This is a genomic window from Bacillus methanolicus (assembly GCF_028888695.1).
Classification (GTDB): domain Bacteria; phylum Bacillota; class Bacilli; order Bacillales; family Cytobacillaceae; genus Bacillus_Z; species Bacillus_Z methanolicus_B.
The window spans coordinates 277733-293456 of record NZ_PNFF01000002.1; the positions used below are offsets into that span (position 1 = coordinate 277733).

Consider the following 15724-nt stretch of genomic DNA (forward strand, 5'->3'; position numbering starts at 1 on the left):
ACTAATCATGAGGTGGTTAGTATGTACATATCGATTAATGTCGAATCTGATTTTGAGATTAAGAGTCTTGAAGACTTACCAAAATTAAAACAACTAATGGAGCATTTGAAGATGAAAATTAATAAAAGTCAATTAGCTAGAGATCTAGGTGTAGATCGTAGAACCATTGATAAATATTTAAATGGATTTATTCCTAAACGTACACGAAAGAAGCATTCCAAAATTGATGAATACTATGAAATCATTGCGGCACTACTTTCGGAAGATGCTAAGCAGAAGTTTTATTATCGACGTGTGCTATGGCAGTATTTAAAGGATAATCATGGACTGGATTGTGCAGCATCGACGTTTCGAGCGTATATTGCAAAAACGCCGAATTGAATGCTTACTTTGAAGAGGATAAACGGATTCCTTCTCCTAAAGGCACAGTACGTTTTGAAACGCCTATAGGAAAACAAGCACAATTGCATTGGAAAGAGAGTATTCCTTTTGAAACAAAGGATGGTCAGAACGTTGAAATCAATGTTGCAATACTGATTCTATCTCATTCACGTTTCAGAACCTTCCTAATGAGTATTTCTAAATCACAAAGTGTCCTGTTTTCCTTCTTAACAGAAACATTCGAAGCTTTTGGAGGGGTGCCGGCTGAAATAATCACGGATAATATGAAAACCGTTATGGATGAGGCAAGAACAGAACATTCTCCAGGAAGAGTGAATGCCAAGTTTGCGCAATTCGCTAAGGATTTTGGTTTTGAGGTGAAGCCATGCATTGCTGGACGTCCACGGACAAAAGGAAAAGTCGAAACCACAATGAAAATATTAGATGAAATTCATGCTTATCAAGGTCAGTTGACCTTGGAAGAATTACATCAATTTGTGCAAGACTTATCTCATCGGGTGAACCATGAGGTCCACAAAGGAACTGGAAAAATTCCTGCGATAGAATTCAAAAAAGAAAGGAATCACCTACTCCAGTTACCAGCCGAGAAAGTAAGAGATTCCTATCGGATCAAACATACACTTGTAAAAGTCAATGCATCCAACATGATTTCCTACAAATCAAACCAATACTCGGTACCAGCACAATACCAAGGAAAGAAAGTAGGATTACAAGTGTATGATAATCAATTATGGATTTATTATAACACGGAACTGATTGCGCAACACCCTATAAGTAACAAGAAATTAAATTATCAGGAAGCACATTATCAAGAAGCCTTGGGCGTTTCCATGCCAAATTATCCGGATATTGATGATCTAGCAAAACGGAATTTAGCAACGATTGGAGAAGTGTATAAATAATGAATCCTACAACAAACTATCAACAACTCATACAAAACTTAGATTATTTAAAGCTCAAGCAAATGTCCTTGCATTTAAATGAAGTCTTAGACTTCAACGTTAACCATCAATTGTCACTGGTAGATACGCTAGTGAAACTGACGAATTACGAAATTGATGTACGTGAACAAAATATGATTCAATCGATGGTGAAGGTTGCGGCTTTTCCGCATTTGAAAGAAATAAAAGATTTTGATTTTAGTTTTCAACCGTCAATAAATCAAAAACAAATTTTAGATTTTTTAACGCTTCGATTTATCGAGGCAAATGAAAACATAGTTTTTCTAGGGCCAAGTGGCGTAGGAAAAACACATTTAGCCACTTCCATTGGGATTGAGGCAGCGAAGAAACGTACAAGCACTTATTTCATTAAGTGCCATGATTTAATTCAAAATCTGAAGAAAGCACGTTTAGAAAATCGGTTAGAGAGCAGATTAAAACACTATACAAAATATAAACTATTAATTATTGATGAGATCGGTTATTTACCGATTGATGCCGAGGACGCAAAGCTTTTCTTCCAACTCATCGATATGCGTTATGAGAAGCGTAGTACGATTCTTACAACGAATGTGAATTTTAAAGCATGGGATGAAATCTTTCAAGAACCCAAGCTGGCCAATGCGATTTTAGACCGCATTTTACATCACGCAACCGTTGTCACTATCATTGGAGATTCTTATCGTTTAAAGGATCATTTGGCGAAAGAAAACGAGTGATTTTGTACATCCTTAAACAAGCAAAAGTGTACATATTTGTGTTGACATTTATATACATTGGAGTTCTGTACAAAATCTTATTGACTTAATTGGTATTTCAAATAATTTAACATCGGAGTCTTAATATTTTAATAGGAAAAAGCAACATCGTTTGCAAACCAGTTTCTTCCTTAGTAAAGCGTAATTTTCGAATTATTCTTTATTTCACTTAACAATTCGTTTTGATATCCGATATTTAATATGGTGAAAAAAGTCGTATTGTCCTACCGCGTCTCGTCCAAACGGAATACCCTGTCGACGATCCGGGCCATCGTTAATGTCCCGCAAAAGCTACTGCCCATCCCGGATGACCTGACATTCGTCGTCGAAAGCAATTCGATTTACCGTTCGCAACACTTTTTTGCCCAGTACGTCCACTCAAGCAACCGCGTCGAACATAAAGGACATTAGGAGGGAATAACCATGAAAATTGATCTCGGGTATATAGGAGCAATAGCTGCTCGAAATAGTGCCAAAATGCCATCCATACATGAAATCAAAAATCCATTAGCCGGAAAGCAAGTGGAAGTCATCAGAAATGGACAAGCCTATAAACTCACCATTTCGGATGAAATCAAACAGGTTCAAGACATGATGGCCATGACGGTAGAAGAGTTTTTTCAAAAAGATATTAATGTACAAAACGCAGACCCTTCCGATATTTTTTCGTATCGGCCACAGGATCAATGGCTAGTGTTTAGTCAATATTTACATGAATCCAAATACTTTGATTCTCTAAACGACGAAGAATTGAAGAAAATAGAATCCATCTTACAACACATAACGGATGGAATGGATAGTTTAGCGAAATATACAGGGATTAACCTTTTTGGAATTAAGAAACAACAGCCGAACTCTTATGAAGCCCATCTTGAATTGGCTTCTTCAACAGCTGCACTTCAACACTTCAGCGATACGTTTTTAAGCGGTGATGTAAAAACCGGATTCGATCAACTGATCCAAGATTATGTTCGTCACAATACGAAAAAAGCAATGAATTATAAATCTGTAGAGGAAATATTTATAGCAGCACGAGCCAAAATCAGACCATTGAATGCTCCGCTGACATACCAACAAAGCCGCGAGCTGTCCATGACGAATAAACTTGGAAAAACTGTTTATACAGATGAAGAAATCGAATCGATCATCCAAAATTATCAAGAAATGTTTAAGAGCATTCAAAATGAAGAAGATTTGTCCGCGGTGCTAGTTAAAGCGAAAGAACAACTGCTTTCGTTTGTCACGAAAGGGATCTCACCAAAGGATATAGATTACCAATTGGCAAGAGATTTTGTTGCAGAGCGTGCCGATGACACAATTAAACGAATCGAGAATTATTGGAAAATGATATGGCAAGGAAAACAATTGTTAAATAATGATGTTCAGAGATAACCAATGCCGGCTATCTCTTTTTTTATAAAAACCTCTTATCATATTAAGATTTTCAAAGTACCATATTTAAGACTTTAACCAAACATGCAATCTTTAAAACGACAACAGGAGTGAGAGTATATGGGATTATCTTCATGTTTTGATAGACGTTATCATAAAAAACTCGAAAAAGTCGCCAAAAAGGTAATGGCGTTAGAAGAAAGTCAAGTCCAAATTATTGTGTAAATTCCCCTTATAGACACTTGAACCTGATGAGTGGACGTATGGTACGCAAGTCTAGAAAGCTCCCTGACGGTCGCCTTCCGGACGTCCACTGTTTATTCTACCGAAAGGGAAGCAACATGGCTCTTTTTCCATTTCTCTTTTTACACAATTATATGGACTCAATTGCCAACGGTACTGTCAAGAATTTTGTGTAATGCAAGATAGGGTATCTCTGAAATGGATTTGGAATAGATAGGGGACTCGTTTCCTCCACACATAAGACTGAATATTAAGTACCCTTTGTAGAAAGGGAGAATCCCTTTATCATATATATTTACATTATTTGGTTAATTGTAACGTTCTTCAAACATTCGTTGGAGGGCTTCCTGCGCTTCGGTAAATCCTCGCAACTTTCACCCTGCCCATTTCTCATTAAAGTTCTGGATGGTCAAATACACGACTTTTTTCGCAGCCTCTAAACTCCTCAAACTGTTCATCGGCTTTAGACGTTTCCAAATCTCCTTGATGGTTCGTTCGATCGCATTCATCGTGTAAATCACACTTCGAATACTGCTTGGATATTTCATAAAGGTGAGGAGGACATCCAACTCATTGGCCCAAGACTGAACTTCTTTTGGATATTTGCCGGACCATTTCGACTGAAACTGTTGAAACATTTGTAACGCCCATTCCTTATTTGGTGCGCGATAAATCAGCTTGAAATCTTCTGCTGCTTCGAATTGATCTTTTTTTCGAACACGATGTAAGGTATTACGTACTTTGTGAACTATACAGCGTTGCACATCAGCTTTCGGATAAAACGCCCGAAAGGCTTCCTCCAGCCCCGGTAGTCCATCAAATACGCCCAGAAGCATTTCCTTGACGCCTCTTTGGTAAAGGTGTTGCAGAAATTCCTGCCATCCATAGGCGCTTTCCTGTCCTCCCACAAAGAAATCAAGAATTTCGCGATATCCTTCTTCATTCACTCCTAACACCACATAAATGACTTCTTTCTCCACGGTATCGCGGCGAAGTTTCACATACAAGCCGTCCAAATATAAGACCGAATAACGCTTGAGCAGAGGGCGATTATGCCATTTCTCGATGTCTTCCTTCACAACATCGGTCATACGGCTGATCGTTGCAGGAGAATAGGCATTGCCTAAAATTCGTTCAATAAACTTGCCAATTAGAGCAATTTTATAAAAATTTTAATGCCTATACGTATAACTTCACTCTACGAGTCAATAATAAAAGTAAATCATCTGATAAAGATGACAAACTTACCGTGGAAGTAGGTGAAGTAGATGAAAAAAGGTAAAAAAACTAATCATCAATTTCTTGAAGAACTTTTTCAGGTTTGGGGGAATGAGTTTGAACCACTTGAGGAATATAAGGGGTATGATCAGCCAATAAAGGTTCGGCATAAACAATGCGGAAGAATTCTTGATAAAACCCCAAAAAACTTGATCACTTTAAAACTTGGATGTAGAATATGTAAAAATAAAGAGAATGGGAAAAAGAGAAGAAAGAACCACGATTGGTTTGTTAATGAGGTAAAGAAACTTGTTGGTAATGAATATCAAGTAAGGAGCGAATATACAAGAAGTAAAGACCCTATAAAAATGTATCATACAGTTTGTAACGAAGAATTTACTACTACTCCTGATGCATTTCTTGGTTCGAGAAATGGTGATGGAAAAAAGGGAAACAGATGTCCAAAATGTTCAGGAAAATGGAAACGTGATACAGAAGCCTTTAAGCAGGAAGTTTATAAAATGTATGGAGATGAATTTGAAGTAATCGGGGAATATAAGGGCCGCCATGAAAATATTAAGATTTTACATAAAGTCTGCAACAATTATTTATATCCACGACCTCGCCACTTTTTAGATGGAAACTCATATTGCCAATATTGCAGTAAAAAGGAAAAAAAAGATACGCAACGTTTTAAAGAACAAGTATATGAATTAGTTGGAGATGAATATATCGTACTTGGTGAATATGTCGATGCCAAAACACCCATTCCGTTATACCACAAAAAATGTAAAACAGTGTACCGTGTAACTCCGGATAATTTCTTACGCGGAAAACGCTGCGGCCTATGTACTGATATCCATAACTCAAAAGGATATAAAGCCATCTATAACTTATTATTTGCAAATCAACTTCCATTCGATACACAATATAGGGATGAAAATTGCAGAAATATTAAGCCACTCCCTTTTGATTTTGTACTGTATAACAATTGGAGGCTGGATAAAATCATCGCCTTCATTGAGTTTGATGGAGAACAGCATGACAAACCATCTAATTTGTTTGGGGGAGAAGAAGGGTTTAAGGAAAGACAAAAAAATGACCAAATTAAAAATGACTTCGCAAAAGAGAAAGGAATCCCCCTCATTCGGATAAAGTATAAGGACTTAAATAATATTGAATCGGTCTTACAAGAAGAATTGAAAAAAATTAATATATACATCGATATCAATAAAACAAACGTTATCTAAAAGAAAATAACTGTTCCTTTAATTATTCGTGGTACTACCTGTAATTCCCACTTTCGATGCATTTACAAATATTTTGGGTTCATGGAAAGAAAGTAAAGAATTCATTTATGACTCACATAGGAATAGAATGATTAATGATTAAAAGCCAGTCTTAATTGACCGGCTTTTAACATTTAACCATGTATAAGATACATTTCCCCAAAATATTTTGATTAACATTTCATAGAAAACTTGAATCTTAAAGTCTGTATCTAATCCATTTCCATGAAGAATTTTTGTAAACGTTCAGCAGCCATTCGATATGCCTTTTTCTTATCACGAGGGCCTATTGCAATTATTTCCATTCTTATCGGCTGTCCTTCAACCGGGCGATAAATAATTCTAATATTTAGTGACTTTGACTTAATCTTTGCAAAACCATGCAAGTCCCCATGTAACGATTCAGCAACTCCATCCGGCTTAAATAGGGGACCTTGCTTTGCCCTTCTTAAAATTTCTAATAAAACGGTTTGTCTATGTCCTTTATTAATCGCTTTAATATCTTGCTTTACATCCTCAACAAACCTCAGTTCAACATTATATTTTTCTAAAATAAGCTCCTGCAAATCTTCAAGTGTTTTCACATCAATCTTCCTCTAATAATTTCATTAATTCGTTTACATTAATATCTGCTTCATCAAAAATATCTGATAAAGTTTGATTTACAGGTTTATTCTTACGTGCATATGCCTCTTCCATAACAATTTGATCAAGTGCTTCTTCTACAACTTCTTTTATTTGAAGCAGTTGCTCAAAATAATCTATATCGACGACTACAGCCAGTGCATCTTTCTTTTTTGCATTTTGAATAACAAATACTTCATCTGAGACTCCATTTGAAAAACGATCAAGTATTTCTGATAATTTTTTTGTTCTAGAAATATCCGTAACACTTAAAACATTAGTTTTCAAAAAATTCAATGTGTTTGTATTGGCAATAGGATATTGTTCTTTTGTCAATGTATGAACACCCACTTTCCATCCTCCTTTCTTTAGTATATGCATTATTATCTATATTATACACATAATTTTACACAAAAAACAACACATTTATTTATGGCCTATATTCCATTTGTTAATACATTAATTCTTCGCATTCCTAACATATTTTTGTTATTACCTAAAGTACAGATTTCAAAAACATTACACCTTCCTTAATGCCTCAATCTGCTCTTCTTGTGATGATTCCAAATATATAGCTGTTGTCTGTATACTCTCATGCCGGGCCAATCTTCTTATGATTTCAATCGGTGTTTCAGCATTGGCTAAGTTCTTACAGAAGCTATGACGGAAACGGTGCGGAGTGATATTCTCCATGTTGGCGAGACGGGCGTATTTTGTCAGCATCTTTTGAATTCCCCGCTCGGATAAAAACGGTGAACGCTCGGATACAAATAATCGTGTGGATTCTTTATGTATGTCCTTTTCTAGGTTTTTTCGATACTTCAGCCATTTACGTAAATTTTTGGCGTGTTTTTGAACCAGTATTACAGTGGCAAACTTATTCCCTTTGCCTTCCCGAATGATCACTTGAACATCTTTATCTTTTGTTATAATGTCGTTTATTTCTAATGAAGAAACCTCATTTACCCGCAGTCCTGAATAAAGCATTAAATCGATAATGGCTAAATTTCGCAGCCGTTTGAATTCATTTGGCTCCAATTGTACATAACTAATGAAGCGGTCTTGTTCTTCTTTTGTCAGCCATTTTGTTTGATTTGTCCCATTAGCATAATCCAGTTTTTCGACTTTGATGCGTGTCATCGGGTTGTCCTTAATGATCCCGCTGGAAAGCAAAAAGGCAAAGAAGACTTTCAATGCAGCGATGTATTTATTAATGGTCGCCGGTTTCCGTTTGCATTGATGTTTTAAATAGCTTATATATTCCTTAATATCGATTGGACGTGTTTCTTCTATTATATATTCTCCATCCCGCTGCTCTTTCCATGTTAAAAAATGAACGACTGTTGTCCGGTACGACGCAATGGTTTTTGGGTCTTTCGCTTCTTCATATAAATAGCGGACAAACGGAGTGACATAGTTCTGCATAACAAGCTCTCCTTTAAAAAAATTATGCGAACAATCTAATCCGTCGTTCTTGATAATTATGCGAACAAAAATAAAACCATTTTAAACTTGTTGTTCCTAGAATAGTATTTCTACGACCAATTATTATGTATAAATCAGGAGGAATCATCCCCCTGATCATTGACTTAGTAAAGAATCTACTTCGTGCCTATAACCATACTTTCGAAAGAAATCAATAAGTGCTGTTTCAATAATTTGACGTTGCGTAATATTTTTTTCATAACTATAATCTTCTAAAAGCTGATGAAGCAGATGACTCATTTGTACGGATTTTGTTTTCGCAATTCCCTTCACAAGATAACGTGGCACCTTATCTACAATAGGGTCCTCCACTTTAATGTTCAGTTTTTCGTATAATGTTTTAATGAGATGGACGATCTCTTGTTTTTCATTTCCATTCAATTGCTCCTTTTTGTTATCGGCTGTCGTGGTTGCCTCCTCATCTGTTGATTCTTCGTCTATGATTACACCGGATTTGCGAACATAATTCCCTTCATTCACATTCCACTCATATCCTTTTTTCGTCATATAGTCCGCCAAGTCTTTATGGCTTTTAAATCCAAATTCGATTGCCACGGTCTTGGGATCTTTACCTTCATTGAATGCATTTATAATTCTTGATACTTTACCGGAGTGAACATTTTCATCTTTCATATGACTAATCCGAGTTTCTTTCGGCACATAATTCTTCTTTTCTCGATCCCATTTAAAATTTCTACGTCTCATATACATATCGAGCGTTCGATAGTCATTGTGTTTAAATTCTTTAGCTAATTCCTCTCTCGTTACACCTGCCGCTAAACTTCTTAAAATATAATTTACCCGTTCATCGTAAATCGGTTTTTGATCTTCTGCCATGCTCATGACAAATTCCTCCCATAGTTTTTATTTTTCTAAGTCGGTATATCTGTCTAAACAGATGCACCTTGATTAACAAGATTTATAGTTTATCCACCGCGCTTTGCAATTCATTTTCATTGAGTTGAAGATACAGTGTTGTAGTTTTTAATGATTTATGGCCGAGCAATTTTGAAATGGCAAATACATCGACACCTTCACGCAGCAAATTGGTCGCAAAAGAGCGGCGGAGTGTATGGCAAGTCACGGTTTTATCCCACCCGAGTTTCTTCGTAGCTTTATGAAGGACAAGATTAATGTATCCCGCTGATAATCGTCCGGTTTTTGTAGTTGCCAGCACATAATCAGAATGGACATCCACACGAATATGAGTTAAATAATCATCAAGATAAGGCTTTAAGGCCTTGGCAATCGGAACATATCGCTGCCGTCTTCCTTTTCCGTTAACGAGAAATCGGTTTCGTTCAAAGTCAATATCACTCATTTTTAACCCTTTTGCTTCAATCACCCGCATACCGGAATACGACATCAAGGCAACCGCAAAGTGAATAATCGGGTGATCTATCGCGTCTAATAATTCCTCAATTTCATCTTTTGTTAAAGCTACCTTTTTTTCCTCCATCACTTTTACTGGATCCACTTCCGCAGCTACATTTCGTTCCACCCATTGTTTTTTTACGGCATAATTAAAGAACGAACGCAGACTAAATAAATAACGATTGCGGCTCCGCGGAGCCAATTCCCGCTCATCAACAAGATAGTACATATACTCTTCCACATCTTCTACCGTAATATCTTCCACATAAACCAAACCGTTGTAGCGGTCCGTGATAAATTGATTAAAGCACCGCAAGTCTTTCATATATCCCTTTACAGTCTCCGGACTCATTTCATGGTAAATCATATATTTTTTAAAATGCTGTTGTCCTTCGGTAAAGAGCATATTATTCCCCCTTTTACATTGCTTTAAATCGAATTTTCATTGCCTCCATGACAAGATGTTTATTCTTATCATCTAAATAATCAATATCGTTTAAATCAAGCTTTCCTCGGCCAGAATATAGATGAAGAGCTAACTGTAAAACGAACTTTTCGCTTCGAGACCAAGGCTTTGATAATTTCTTTAATTTTTCTTCTTCAATAATTCCTTCGTAAATATTAATGTAATCATCTGTTAAATAGTTTTGTAATTTGCTATGATTAGTGAAGAGAAAAAGAACTGCTGCCCAATAAGGGTCGTGATTTTGCAAATACTGAATAGAATTCAACTCATTCATAACTTCACCTTCTTAGTTATTGAATTGTAAAAATGTCTTGAAATTCGACTTCAAGCTGATCCACGATTTTTTTGGCTATAGCGGGACTGGGACTTTTCTTATTGTTGATAATCTGGTTTAAATACGTCTCGCTTGTACCAATCCTTTTGGAAAACTGCCGTTGTGAAAAACCGCGTTCTATCAGCATAATTTTGAACTGTCGCGAATCTTTCAGAAAGATTTTCAATGTCCTGCTACACCTCTTCCTCATAAAATTTTTAAATTGTGTATGCTATAATTTAGTTGGTGAATAAACATGTATAATAAAGAGTTCGGTGACTATTTACGCTCACTCCGCAAAAGGAAAAACCTTTCGATTAAAGAACTGCAGGAGCTTTCAGGAGTGAGCGATGCTTATATCTCACAAATTGAAAACGGAAAAAAACCGATTCCTTCGCCAAAAACCTTGGAAAAATTGTACAAGCATCTCGATGTATCCTTTGAACAATTACTGGAAAAAGCAGGCTACATCCCAACGATCAAACAGCATACTTCTGTCGATTTATATGACATACTGCAAAAACCATCTATTACTTATAAGGGGTTCCCGCTGTCCCCTAAACAGCGGGAACTGCTGAAAGATTTGCTAAATGAATTTATCAGCAACCATAATTCAACTCAATATAAAGATTCAAACAATGATTAGCTTGTGTTAATATTTAAAAAGAGGAGATAAATTCTGCAATACGTTCGTTTTCTTGTTGTGCTAAATAGCTACGAACGTTTTCATCGGGCAGGGGGACTGGTAAAGTCATCTTTTCGATACGACTTTCAATTCTTCCAGCCCGATATTTTTTTGACAGTTGATTGACTTCAATGTTAGAAGTAATAATCGTCGGCCTCTTATAGTTCATCCGATCATCAAGGATCTTTGTAAACATTTCTTCAGACCAATCAGTGGTCTTCTCAACTCTGAAGTCATCAATGACAAGTAGCTGTGCTTCAGTAAATTGCTGGATGATTTCATAAGCGCTGTGATTGCTGTCATCAAAAGTTTTTTTAATTTCATGCAGTAAATCCGTTGATGAGATATAGAGACCGCGGATATCGTATTTTTTGATAAGAGCATTTAAAATACTCACTGCTAAACGAGTTTTGCCGCTCCCCTTCACTTCGCTAAACAAATACAACCCTTTCCCCAAATCCTTAAATTCTCTATAATTGTTAACATATCTAATAGCAACTTTCTTCGCAGTCCTCGCTCTCTCTTGACTCTCTTGCAGCTTTAAATATCTGTTTTAAATGAACTGACGGTCACATCTATAAAGTCAAGCGGTACTTTAGCTAACTTGAGCTTGGTGGTAAACTGACGTTCATAATGACACTCACATTCTCTCATATAACAAGCTCCATTATAATCTTGAATGAGCATCAAGCCCGTTCCGTCACACTGCTCGTAAGGACACTGTTTAGAAATCACATTCAAGATCTGTTTGCCATCTTTCGTTTTCGGATAATCGGTTTCGAAGTTGCTTATACCATAACGTGTCTGTAACTTTTTGAGGATTTCGTTTAAGCGGCTCAGATTGTTTTGCATGGTTCATAACCTCCTGATTTTTCATTGTCAGTAATCCAACTTGATGTGCTCGATCAAATAAGTAATTTTCAACATATTTAAATGACCGGATAGAATCCTTGGGATGACGCGGCGTAAATTGTTCAAAACACTCCGCCATCCACTTCAGAACTTGCTCTATGGGCCAGCCTTGTTCTGCGACGTTGCGTATACACTCTTTATCTGCATTTGAGACATATTTCTTACCGCTAAGCTCTTTGAAATGTTTCAGAATCACATTTACGGATTCTTCAATAACTTCATGATTTAAAGAGCAGGATGCCTCTTCATCTTTTTGATTTGAAGTAATCTCTGTAATAGTTTCTATAGTATTCTCTGGTATAGTATTCTCTGGTATTGCACCTGCATCAAACACTTTCGAACCATCATTATGCATTCTCGAACCTGCATTTTCTTTATTTGAAGAATTATCTTTGTCACTTGGTGGTTTCTTATTGTCTTGACCAGCTGTAAGCCATTCATAGCCTTTGAGCGAGTACCCTAGCCGTTCCAGTTCCTTGACGACTTTAACGAGATTTACACGATATTGATAAGTTCTATCCCATTTTAAACGAGAATTTGTTCGTTTAAATAAATATCCTTTTTCCTCCAAAACCTTCAAATGCCGCCGAACTGTCGTAGGGTGAACGTCTAATAAAATCTCTTTTGCTAGTTCTTCCGCTGTCTTATAAATCCAACCGTATTGTGGTAGTTCTTTATTAGATTCATTTTCGTTGTTGAATCGTTGCTTTTCTTCTTCCCGATACAATTTGGCATCTTTTGTACGGTTTTCCCAATAAACAAACTGATTTAGCGCTAACGCTTGAATATAGTGATCTGTTAACACGGTAAATTCTTCTCTTAAAACTGCAATCTTTAAGTTTTCCGTAGTCATATCCCCACCTCATTAACTGTTTTTAAACAAAATATTAACTTTGGTTAAAATAATAATACCTATTTTTAACTTATGCAAACGAGAGTTTAACAACTTACCATACCTGTCTACCTCCTTCAAACGCAAAAAACCCCAAACTACAGGTACACTGCACGCATGTGCCAAAAGACACAGGCACAGCATACCTGACGTTTGGGGTTTTCCCTTTTTGAGTCCATATTCAGTTTACATTGCATTCATTTCGATTACGTAGATTATTTTAACACTAATTTTCTAAATGTCAACTATATTTTTACTTTTATATAAAATTTTTTTACTTCTTTTTTCCTTCTTCGATCATTTTTTGAACGACAGGCTCATATTTCTCTAGAAACTCAAGTAGCGCAAGTGAATGCATTTTTCCAATTTGAACACCCGCCGTTTTACAAAACTGTTTGAACCGTTCGGCAATCACTTCGTCCGTCTTGAATCCTTTGCTTACCAGCTTACTGCCAATTGGCAATGCCAACAGCGCTACGTATAAATCCGGACTTTCTTTATATTCCCAGTTCCAATCTATTTCTTTTGTTTCATTTGTTCTTTTTCTTTTCATTCGCTTTCCAGACACAATTTCGTCTTTTGGCTCTTCTTCAGGTTTTCCATTGTATTTCCATTCTCCTATGTTATTTTCTGTATAACCCAAAGAAATCAAACGTTTCCTTAATGCTGCTTTCGATAAACCAAAAGACTGGCTCAGTTCATATACCGTAACATCTTTATTCTCATTTAGAAACTTGACGACTTCTCCAGCTGTTTTCATGTTCAATCTCCTTTCTATGAAGTGGATTGTAATTTATTGTAATTCACCATAGTTAACCTATTAGGCATAAACATTATACTTTTGAAATTTTTGTATTCGAATATGTTTGACAAAATTTTTTTCAGTAAACTGGTTCGAATAAAAAAGCTTCAATAGTAAAATTTAGATATAATCGCCGATCATCCTATGAGCAGTAACCCTGCACTAAAAAGGATAGATTTATTTATCCAAAGCGAACAGATAAATAAATCATCTTTAGAACAAAAACGGCCGATCGGACCGTTTTTTTATTTTTTATTAGTAGCATTCACTAAAAAATTCATTGAAGGATTCATTAATGAATTATGCAATGAATGATTCATCAATTGATTCACAGCTAAACTCACCGTGCTTTCGCTTAAAAAACTCTTTAATTTCAAACTTTTAGAACGCTATGATCGGTTTTATGCATTTCTAATAAGAACCGTAACTAAGTAGCTTCAAAATGACTTATGAGGAGGATTGAGATGGCAAAAGTTCTTGGTTATCAAATTTCAGAGACTTCTATGAAACTATTAACGCTTTTATTTTATTATCGAGGCATGACTGCTTTGCAATTAGCCAAGATGTATTTTAAATCTCACAATCCTACAGCGGTACAAAAGTCTTCTGTTCACAACTATTTGCGCAAGCTAAAGGATCAAAAACTAGTCACTTCAAAGAAATTGGATGGAGATAATTATGTGGGCTCATTATATTACTTAACTCAAGCGGGATTAGAAGTAGTAAAATCTCTTTTAAACATTGAAGATGGGCAAACAGGGACGGGCTATATTTTAGCAAATGAGAATAAGGAAGATACACAAGCGGATTTAGAGTATGGTATTTATAAACCGCCTATGGAGCAAATTCATCATCACTTAATACTCATTGACTTTTTTGTTCGTTTGCGCTTAATGTCGAATCAACAAGTGGATCATCGCTTGTCGATGTACGCTTCAAAAGAATACGAGTACAACGGAAAAGAAGCAAAGATACGACCGGACGCAGAAGTAGTTTTACCTTATGATCGGCACTACTGCATTGAAATTGACCGAGCTACAGAAAGTCATTCTCAACTCATACAAAAATTTGAGAACTACCGTCATTACTTTGAATATGCGGAAGAAATAAATGAAAAACTTCCGACCGCCATTGTGTTTGTAACAGATGAAAAACAATACCAATACGGAATGAACCGACGCTGGACAAACGTATTAGCGGCTTATTTAAAAACGATGGGAGATTACGCTCTAAAAGTGAATCTCTTTATGTTACCTTTAAATAAAGTGGAGCATTTTATTCGGTTTGAAACCTATCGACCACAGCTTAACCGAAAAGTTCAAACCCTTCTAGAAAAAACATTAATACAAAAAGGAAATTATAAAGACGTACAAACATTTAAACAGCCAACGGATTATTCCAGCATAGATTATATGATTGCCTTTACCCAAACGAAGTATCATGTTTACTTTGTAAGAGTAGCGTATGAGTACGATGCTTCCATTTTCAGCGGGTTCCATCACTTTATAAATAATCTTGGTGACATTCACCGAAAGCAACAGACACCTTACAAACCATCAGGGGTTAGTCAAGCTATCTTCTATACGGATGAGCGACCGTTTTTACCGGATTACATGCGGAAAAATTATGACTTGCCGCAAGAATTTCTTTCACATTTAGAACTTTTATCTCAACATCTTTCTATGTATAAACACCCTCTATAACCAGAAAACGGACAAAGCATTGGCTGCTTGTCCGTTTTTTATTGCTTGATCGAGTACTCGTCTTCTCTCATTCCGATTCACTTTTGTATATAAAGGTAAACTTTGTTCATCTTGTGCAGCACCATTAAAAATCGTCATTCGTTTTCCAGCAGGCTATTGTTTCCTGAAGTATTCTTCATATCCCCCTAAATAACTCAAAGTAATTCATAATAAATTTTTTGCAAC

At 36.1% G+C, this 15724-nt stretch carries 16 protein-coding genes and 2 pseudogenes; 6 read left to right on the forward strand and 12 right to left on the reverse strand.

The features are described 5' to 3' along the window. The first annotated feature begins 21 nt into the window (after positions 1-21). From istA to C0966_RS13005, 3 genes and pseudogenes are all read left to right on the forward strand, one after another. Positions 22-1304 (forward strand): annotated as a pseudogene (gene istA / locus C0966_RS12995) (IS21 family transposase). Next, positions 1304-2062 carry an IS21-like element helper ATPase IstB gene (istB, locus tag C0966_RS13000; protein ID WP_274856151.1) on the forward strand — a complete coding sequence of 253 codons (759 nt, stop codon included), beginning with the start codon at positions 1304-1306 and terminating at the stop codon, positions 2060-2062. The pseudogene istA and the gene istB overlap by 1 nt, the downstream one beginning before the upstream one ends. Before the next feature lie 462 nt (positions 2063-2524). Next, complete coding sequence (locus C0966_RS13005) at positions 2525-3493, forward strand: hypothetical protein (protein ID WP_015865136.1); 969 nt, start codon at positions 2525-2527, stop codon at positions 3491-3493. Between the two features lie 551 nt (positions 3494-4044). Here C0966_RS13005 and C0966_RS13010 read toward each other — a convergent pair. Next, positions 4045-4887 (reverse strand): annotated as a pseudogene (locus C0966_RS13010) (IS256 family transposase); the annotation flags it as partial. Between the two features lie 117 nt (positions 4888-5004). On the opposite strand from C0966_RS13010, the gene C0966_RS13015 reads away from it, so the two are divergent. After that, positions 5005-6204 (forward strand): DUF2726 domain-containing protein, encoded by a 1200-nt coding sequence (locus C0966_RS13015; RefSeq protein ID WP_013399921.1) that lies wholly within the window; start codon positions 5005-5007, stop codon positions 6202-6204. 251 nt (positions 6205-6455) lie between these two features. Here the strand turns inward: C0966_RS13015 and C0966_RS13020 are convergent, their stop codons facing one another. From C0966_RS13020 to C0966_RS18690, 7 genes are all read right to left on the reverse strand, one after another. Further along, positions 6456-6827 carry a type II toxin-antitoxin system RelE family toxin gene (locus C0966_RS13020; protein ID WP_013399920.1) on the reverse strand — a complete coding sequence of 124 codons (372 nt, stop codon included), beginning with the start codon at positions 6825-6827 and terminating at the stop codon, positions 6456-6458. 1 nt (position 6828) lies between these two features. Next, complete coding sequence (locus tag C0966_RS13025; protein WP_015865138.1) at positions 6829-7218, reverse strand: hypothetical protein; 390 nt, start codon at positions 7216-7218, stop codon at positions 6829-6831. Positions 7219-7386: 168 nt separating this feature from the next. Next, positions 7387-8292: a tyrosine-type recombinase/integrase gene (locus C0966_RS13030; RefSeq protein WP_274856156.1), complete on the reverse strand. Its 906-nt coding sequence runs from the start codon at positions 8290-8292 to the stop codon at positions 7387-7389. 156 nt (positions 8293-8448) lie between these two features. Further along, complete coding sequence (locus tag C0966_RS13035) at positions 8449-9195, reverse strand: hypothetical protein (protein ID WP_274856158.1); 747 nt, start codon at positions 9193-9195, stop codon at positions 8449-8451. A 76-nt stretch (positions 9196-9271) separates the two neighbouring features. Then, entirely contained in the window at positions 9272-10132 is an 861-nt protein-coding gene (locus tag C0966_RS13040) for a tyrosine-type recombinase/integrase (protein ID WP_274856159.1), read from the reverse strand. A gap of 13 nt (positions 10133-10145) precedes the next feature. Further along, positions 10146-10466, reverse strand: coding sequence for a hypothetical protein (locus C0966_RS13045; RefSeq protein ID WP_274856160.1), 321 nt, complete (start codon positions 10464-10466; stop codon positions 10146-10148). A 16-nt stretch (positions 10467-10482) separates the two neighbouring features. Further along, positions 10483-10716, reverse strand: a complete 234-nt coding sequence (locus C0966_RS18690; protein WP_425535948.1) for a helix-turn-helix domain-containing protein — start codon at positions 10714-10716, stop codon at positions 10483-10485. A gap of 45 nt (positions 10717-10761) precedes the next feature. On the opposite strand from C0966_RS18690, the gene C0966_RS13050 reads away from it, so the two are divergent. Further along, entirely contained in the window at positions 10762-11151 is a 390-nt protein-coding gene (locus C0966_RS13050) for a helix-turn-helix domain-containing protein (protein ID WP_274856161.1), read from the forward strand. A gap of 13 nt (positions 11152-11164) precedes the next feature. Here C0966_RS13050 and C0966_RS13055 read toward each other — a convergent pair whose 3' ends face one another. From C0966_RS13055 to C0966_RS13065, 3 genes are all read right to left on the reverse strand, one after another. Further along, entirely contained in the window at positions 11165-11629 is a 465-nt protein-coding gene (locus C0966_RS13055; protein ID WP_274856162.1) for an ATP-binding protein, read from the reverse strand. Between the two features lie 285 nt (positions 11630-11914). After that, on the reverse strand, positions 11915-12955 hold the full coding sequence (locus C0966_RS13060; RefSeq protein WP_274856164.1) for a hypothetical protein: 1041 nt from the start codon (positions 12953-12955) through the stop codon (positions 11915-11917). A gap of 313 nt (positions 12956-13268) precedes the next feature. Further along, positions 13269-13754 (reverse strand): hypothetical protein, encoded by a 486-nt coding sequence (locus C0966_RS13065; protein ID WP_274856166.1) that lies wholly within the window; start codon positions 13752-13754, stop codon positions 13269-13271. Positions 13755-14260: 506 nt separating this feature from the next. On the opposite strand from C0966_RS13065, the gene C0966_RS13070 reads away from it, so the two are divergent. Then, the gene (locus C0966_RS13070) at positions 14261-15499 is read left to right on the forward strand and encodes a replication-relaxation family protein (RefSeq protein WP_274856167.1); all 1239 of its coding nucleotides are present in this window, start codon (positions 14261-14263) and stop codon (positions 15497-15499) included. On the opposite strand, the gene C0966_RS13075 is transcribed toward C0966_RS13070, so the two are convergent. Further along, positions 15494-15637 carry a hypothetical protein gene (locus C0966_RS13075; RefSeq protein ID WP_274856169.1) on the reverse strand — a complete coding sequence of 48 codons (144 nt, stop codon included), beginning with the start codon at positions 15635-15637 and terminating at the stop codon, positions 15494-15496. The genes C0966_RS13070 and C0966_RS13075 overlap by 6 nt on opposite strands. Between the last annotated feature and the right edge of the window lie 87 nt (positions 15638-15724).

Bases quoted from the DNA above. Each gene is read 5' to 3' on its own strand.
- istB (WP_274856151.1), top strand. From the start codon at position 1,304: ATGAATCCTACAACAAACTATCAACAACTCATACAAAACTTAGATTAT.
- C0966_RS13005 (WP_015865136.1), top strand. From the start codon at position 2,525: ATGAAAATTGATCTCGGGTATATAGGAGCAATAGCTGCTCGAAATAGT.
- C0966_RS13015 (WP_013399921.1), top strand. From the start codon at position 5,005: ATGAAAAAAGGTAAAAAAACTAATCATCAATTTCTTGAAGAACTTTTT.
- C0966_RS13030 (WP_274856156.1), bottom strand. From the start codon at position 8,292: ATGCAGAACTATGTCACTCCGTTTGTCCGCTATTTATATGAAGAAGCG.
- C0966_RS13035 (WP_274856158.1), bottom strand. From the start codon at position 9,195: ATGAGCATGGCAGAAGATCAAAAACCGATTTACGATGAACGGGTAAAT.
- C0966_RS13040 (WP_274856159.1), bottom strand. From the start codon at position 10,132: ATGCTCTTTACCGAAGGACAACAGCATTTTAAAAAATATATGATTTAC.
- C0966_RS13045 (WP_274856160.1), bottom strand. From the start codon at position 10,466: ATGAATGAGTTGAATTCTATTCAGTATTTGCAAAATCACGACCCTTAT.
- C0966_RS18690 (WP_425535948.1), bottom strand. From the start codon at position 10,716: ATGAGGAAGAGGTGTAGCAGGACATTGAAAATCTTTCTGAAAGATTCG.
- C0966_RS13050 (WP_274856161.1), top strand. From the start codon at position 10,762: ATGTATAATAAAGAGTTCGGTGACTATTTACGCTCACTCCGCAAAAGG.
- C0966_RS13060 (WP_274856164.1), bottom strand. From the start codon at position 12,955: ATGACTACGGAAAACTTAAAGATTGCAGTTTTAAGAGAAGAATTTACC.
- C0966_RS13065 (WP_274856166.1), bottom strand. From the start codon at position 13,754: ATGAAAACAGCTGGAGAAGTCGTCAAGTTTCTAAATGAGAATAAAGAT.
- C0966_RS13070 (WP_274856167.1), top strand. From the start codon at position 14,261: ATGGCAAAAGTTCTTGGTTATCAAATTTCAGAGACTTCTATGAAACTA.
- C0966_RS13075 (WP_274856169.1), bottom strand. From the start codon at position 15,637: ATGACGATTTTTAATGGTGCTGCACAAGATGAACAAAGTTTACCTTTA.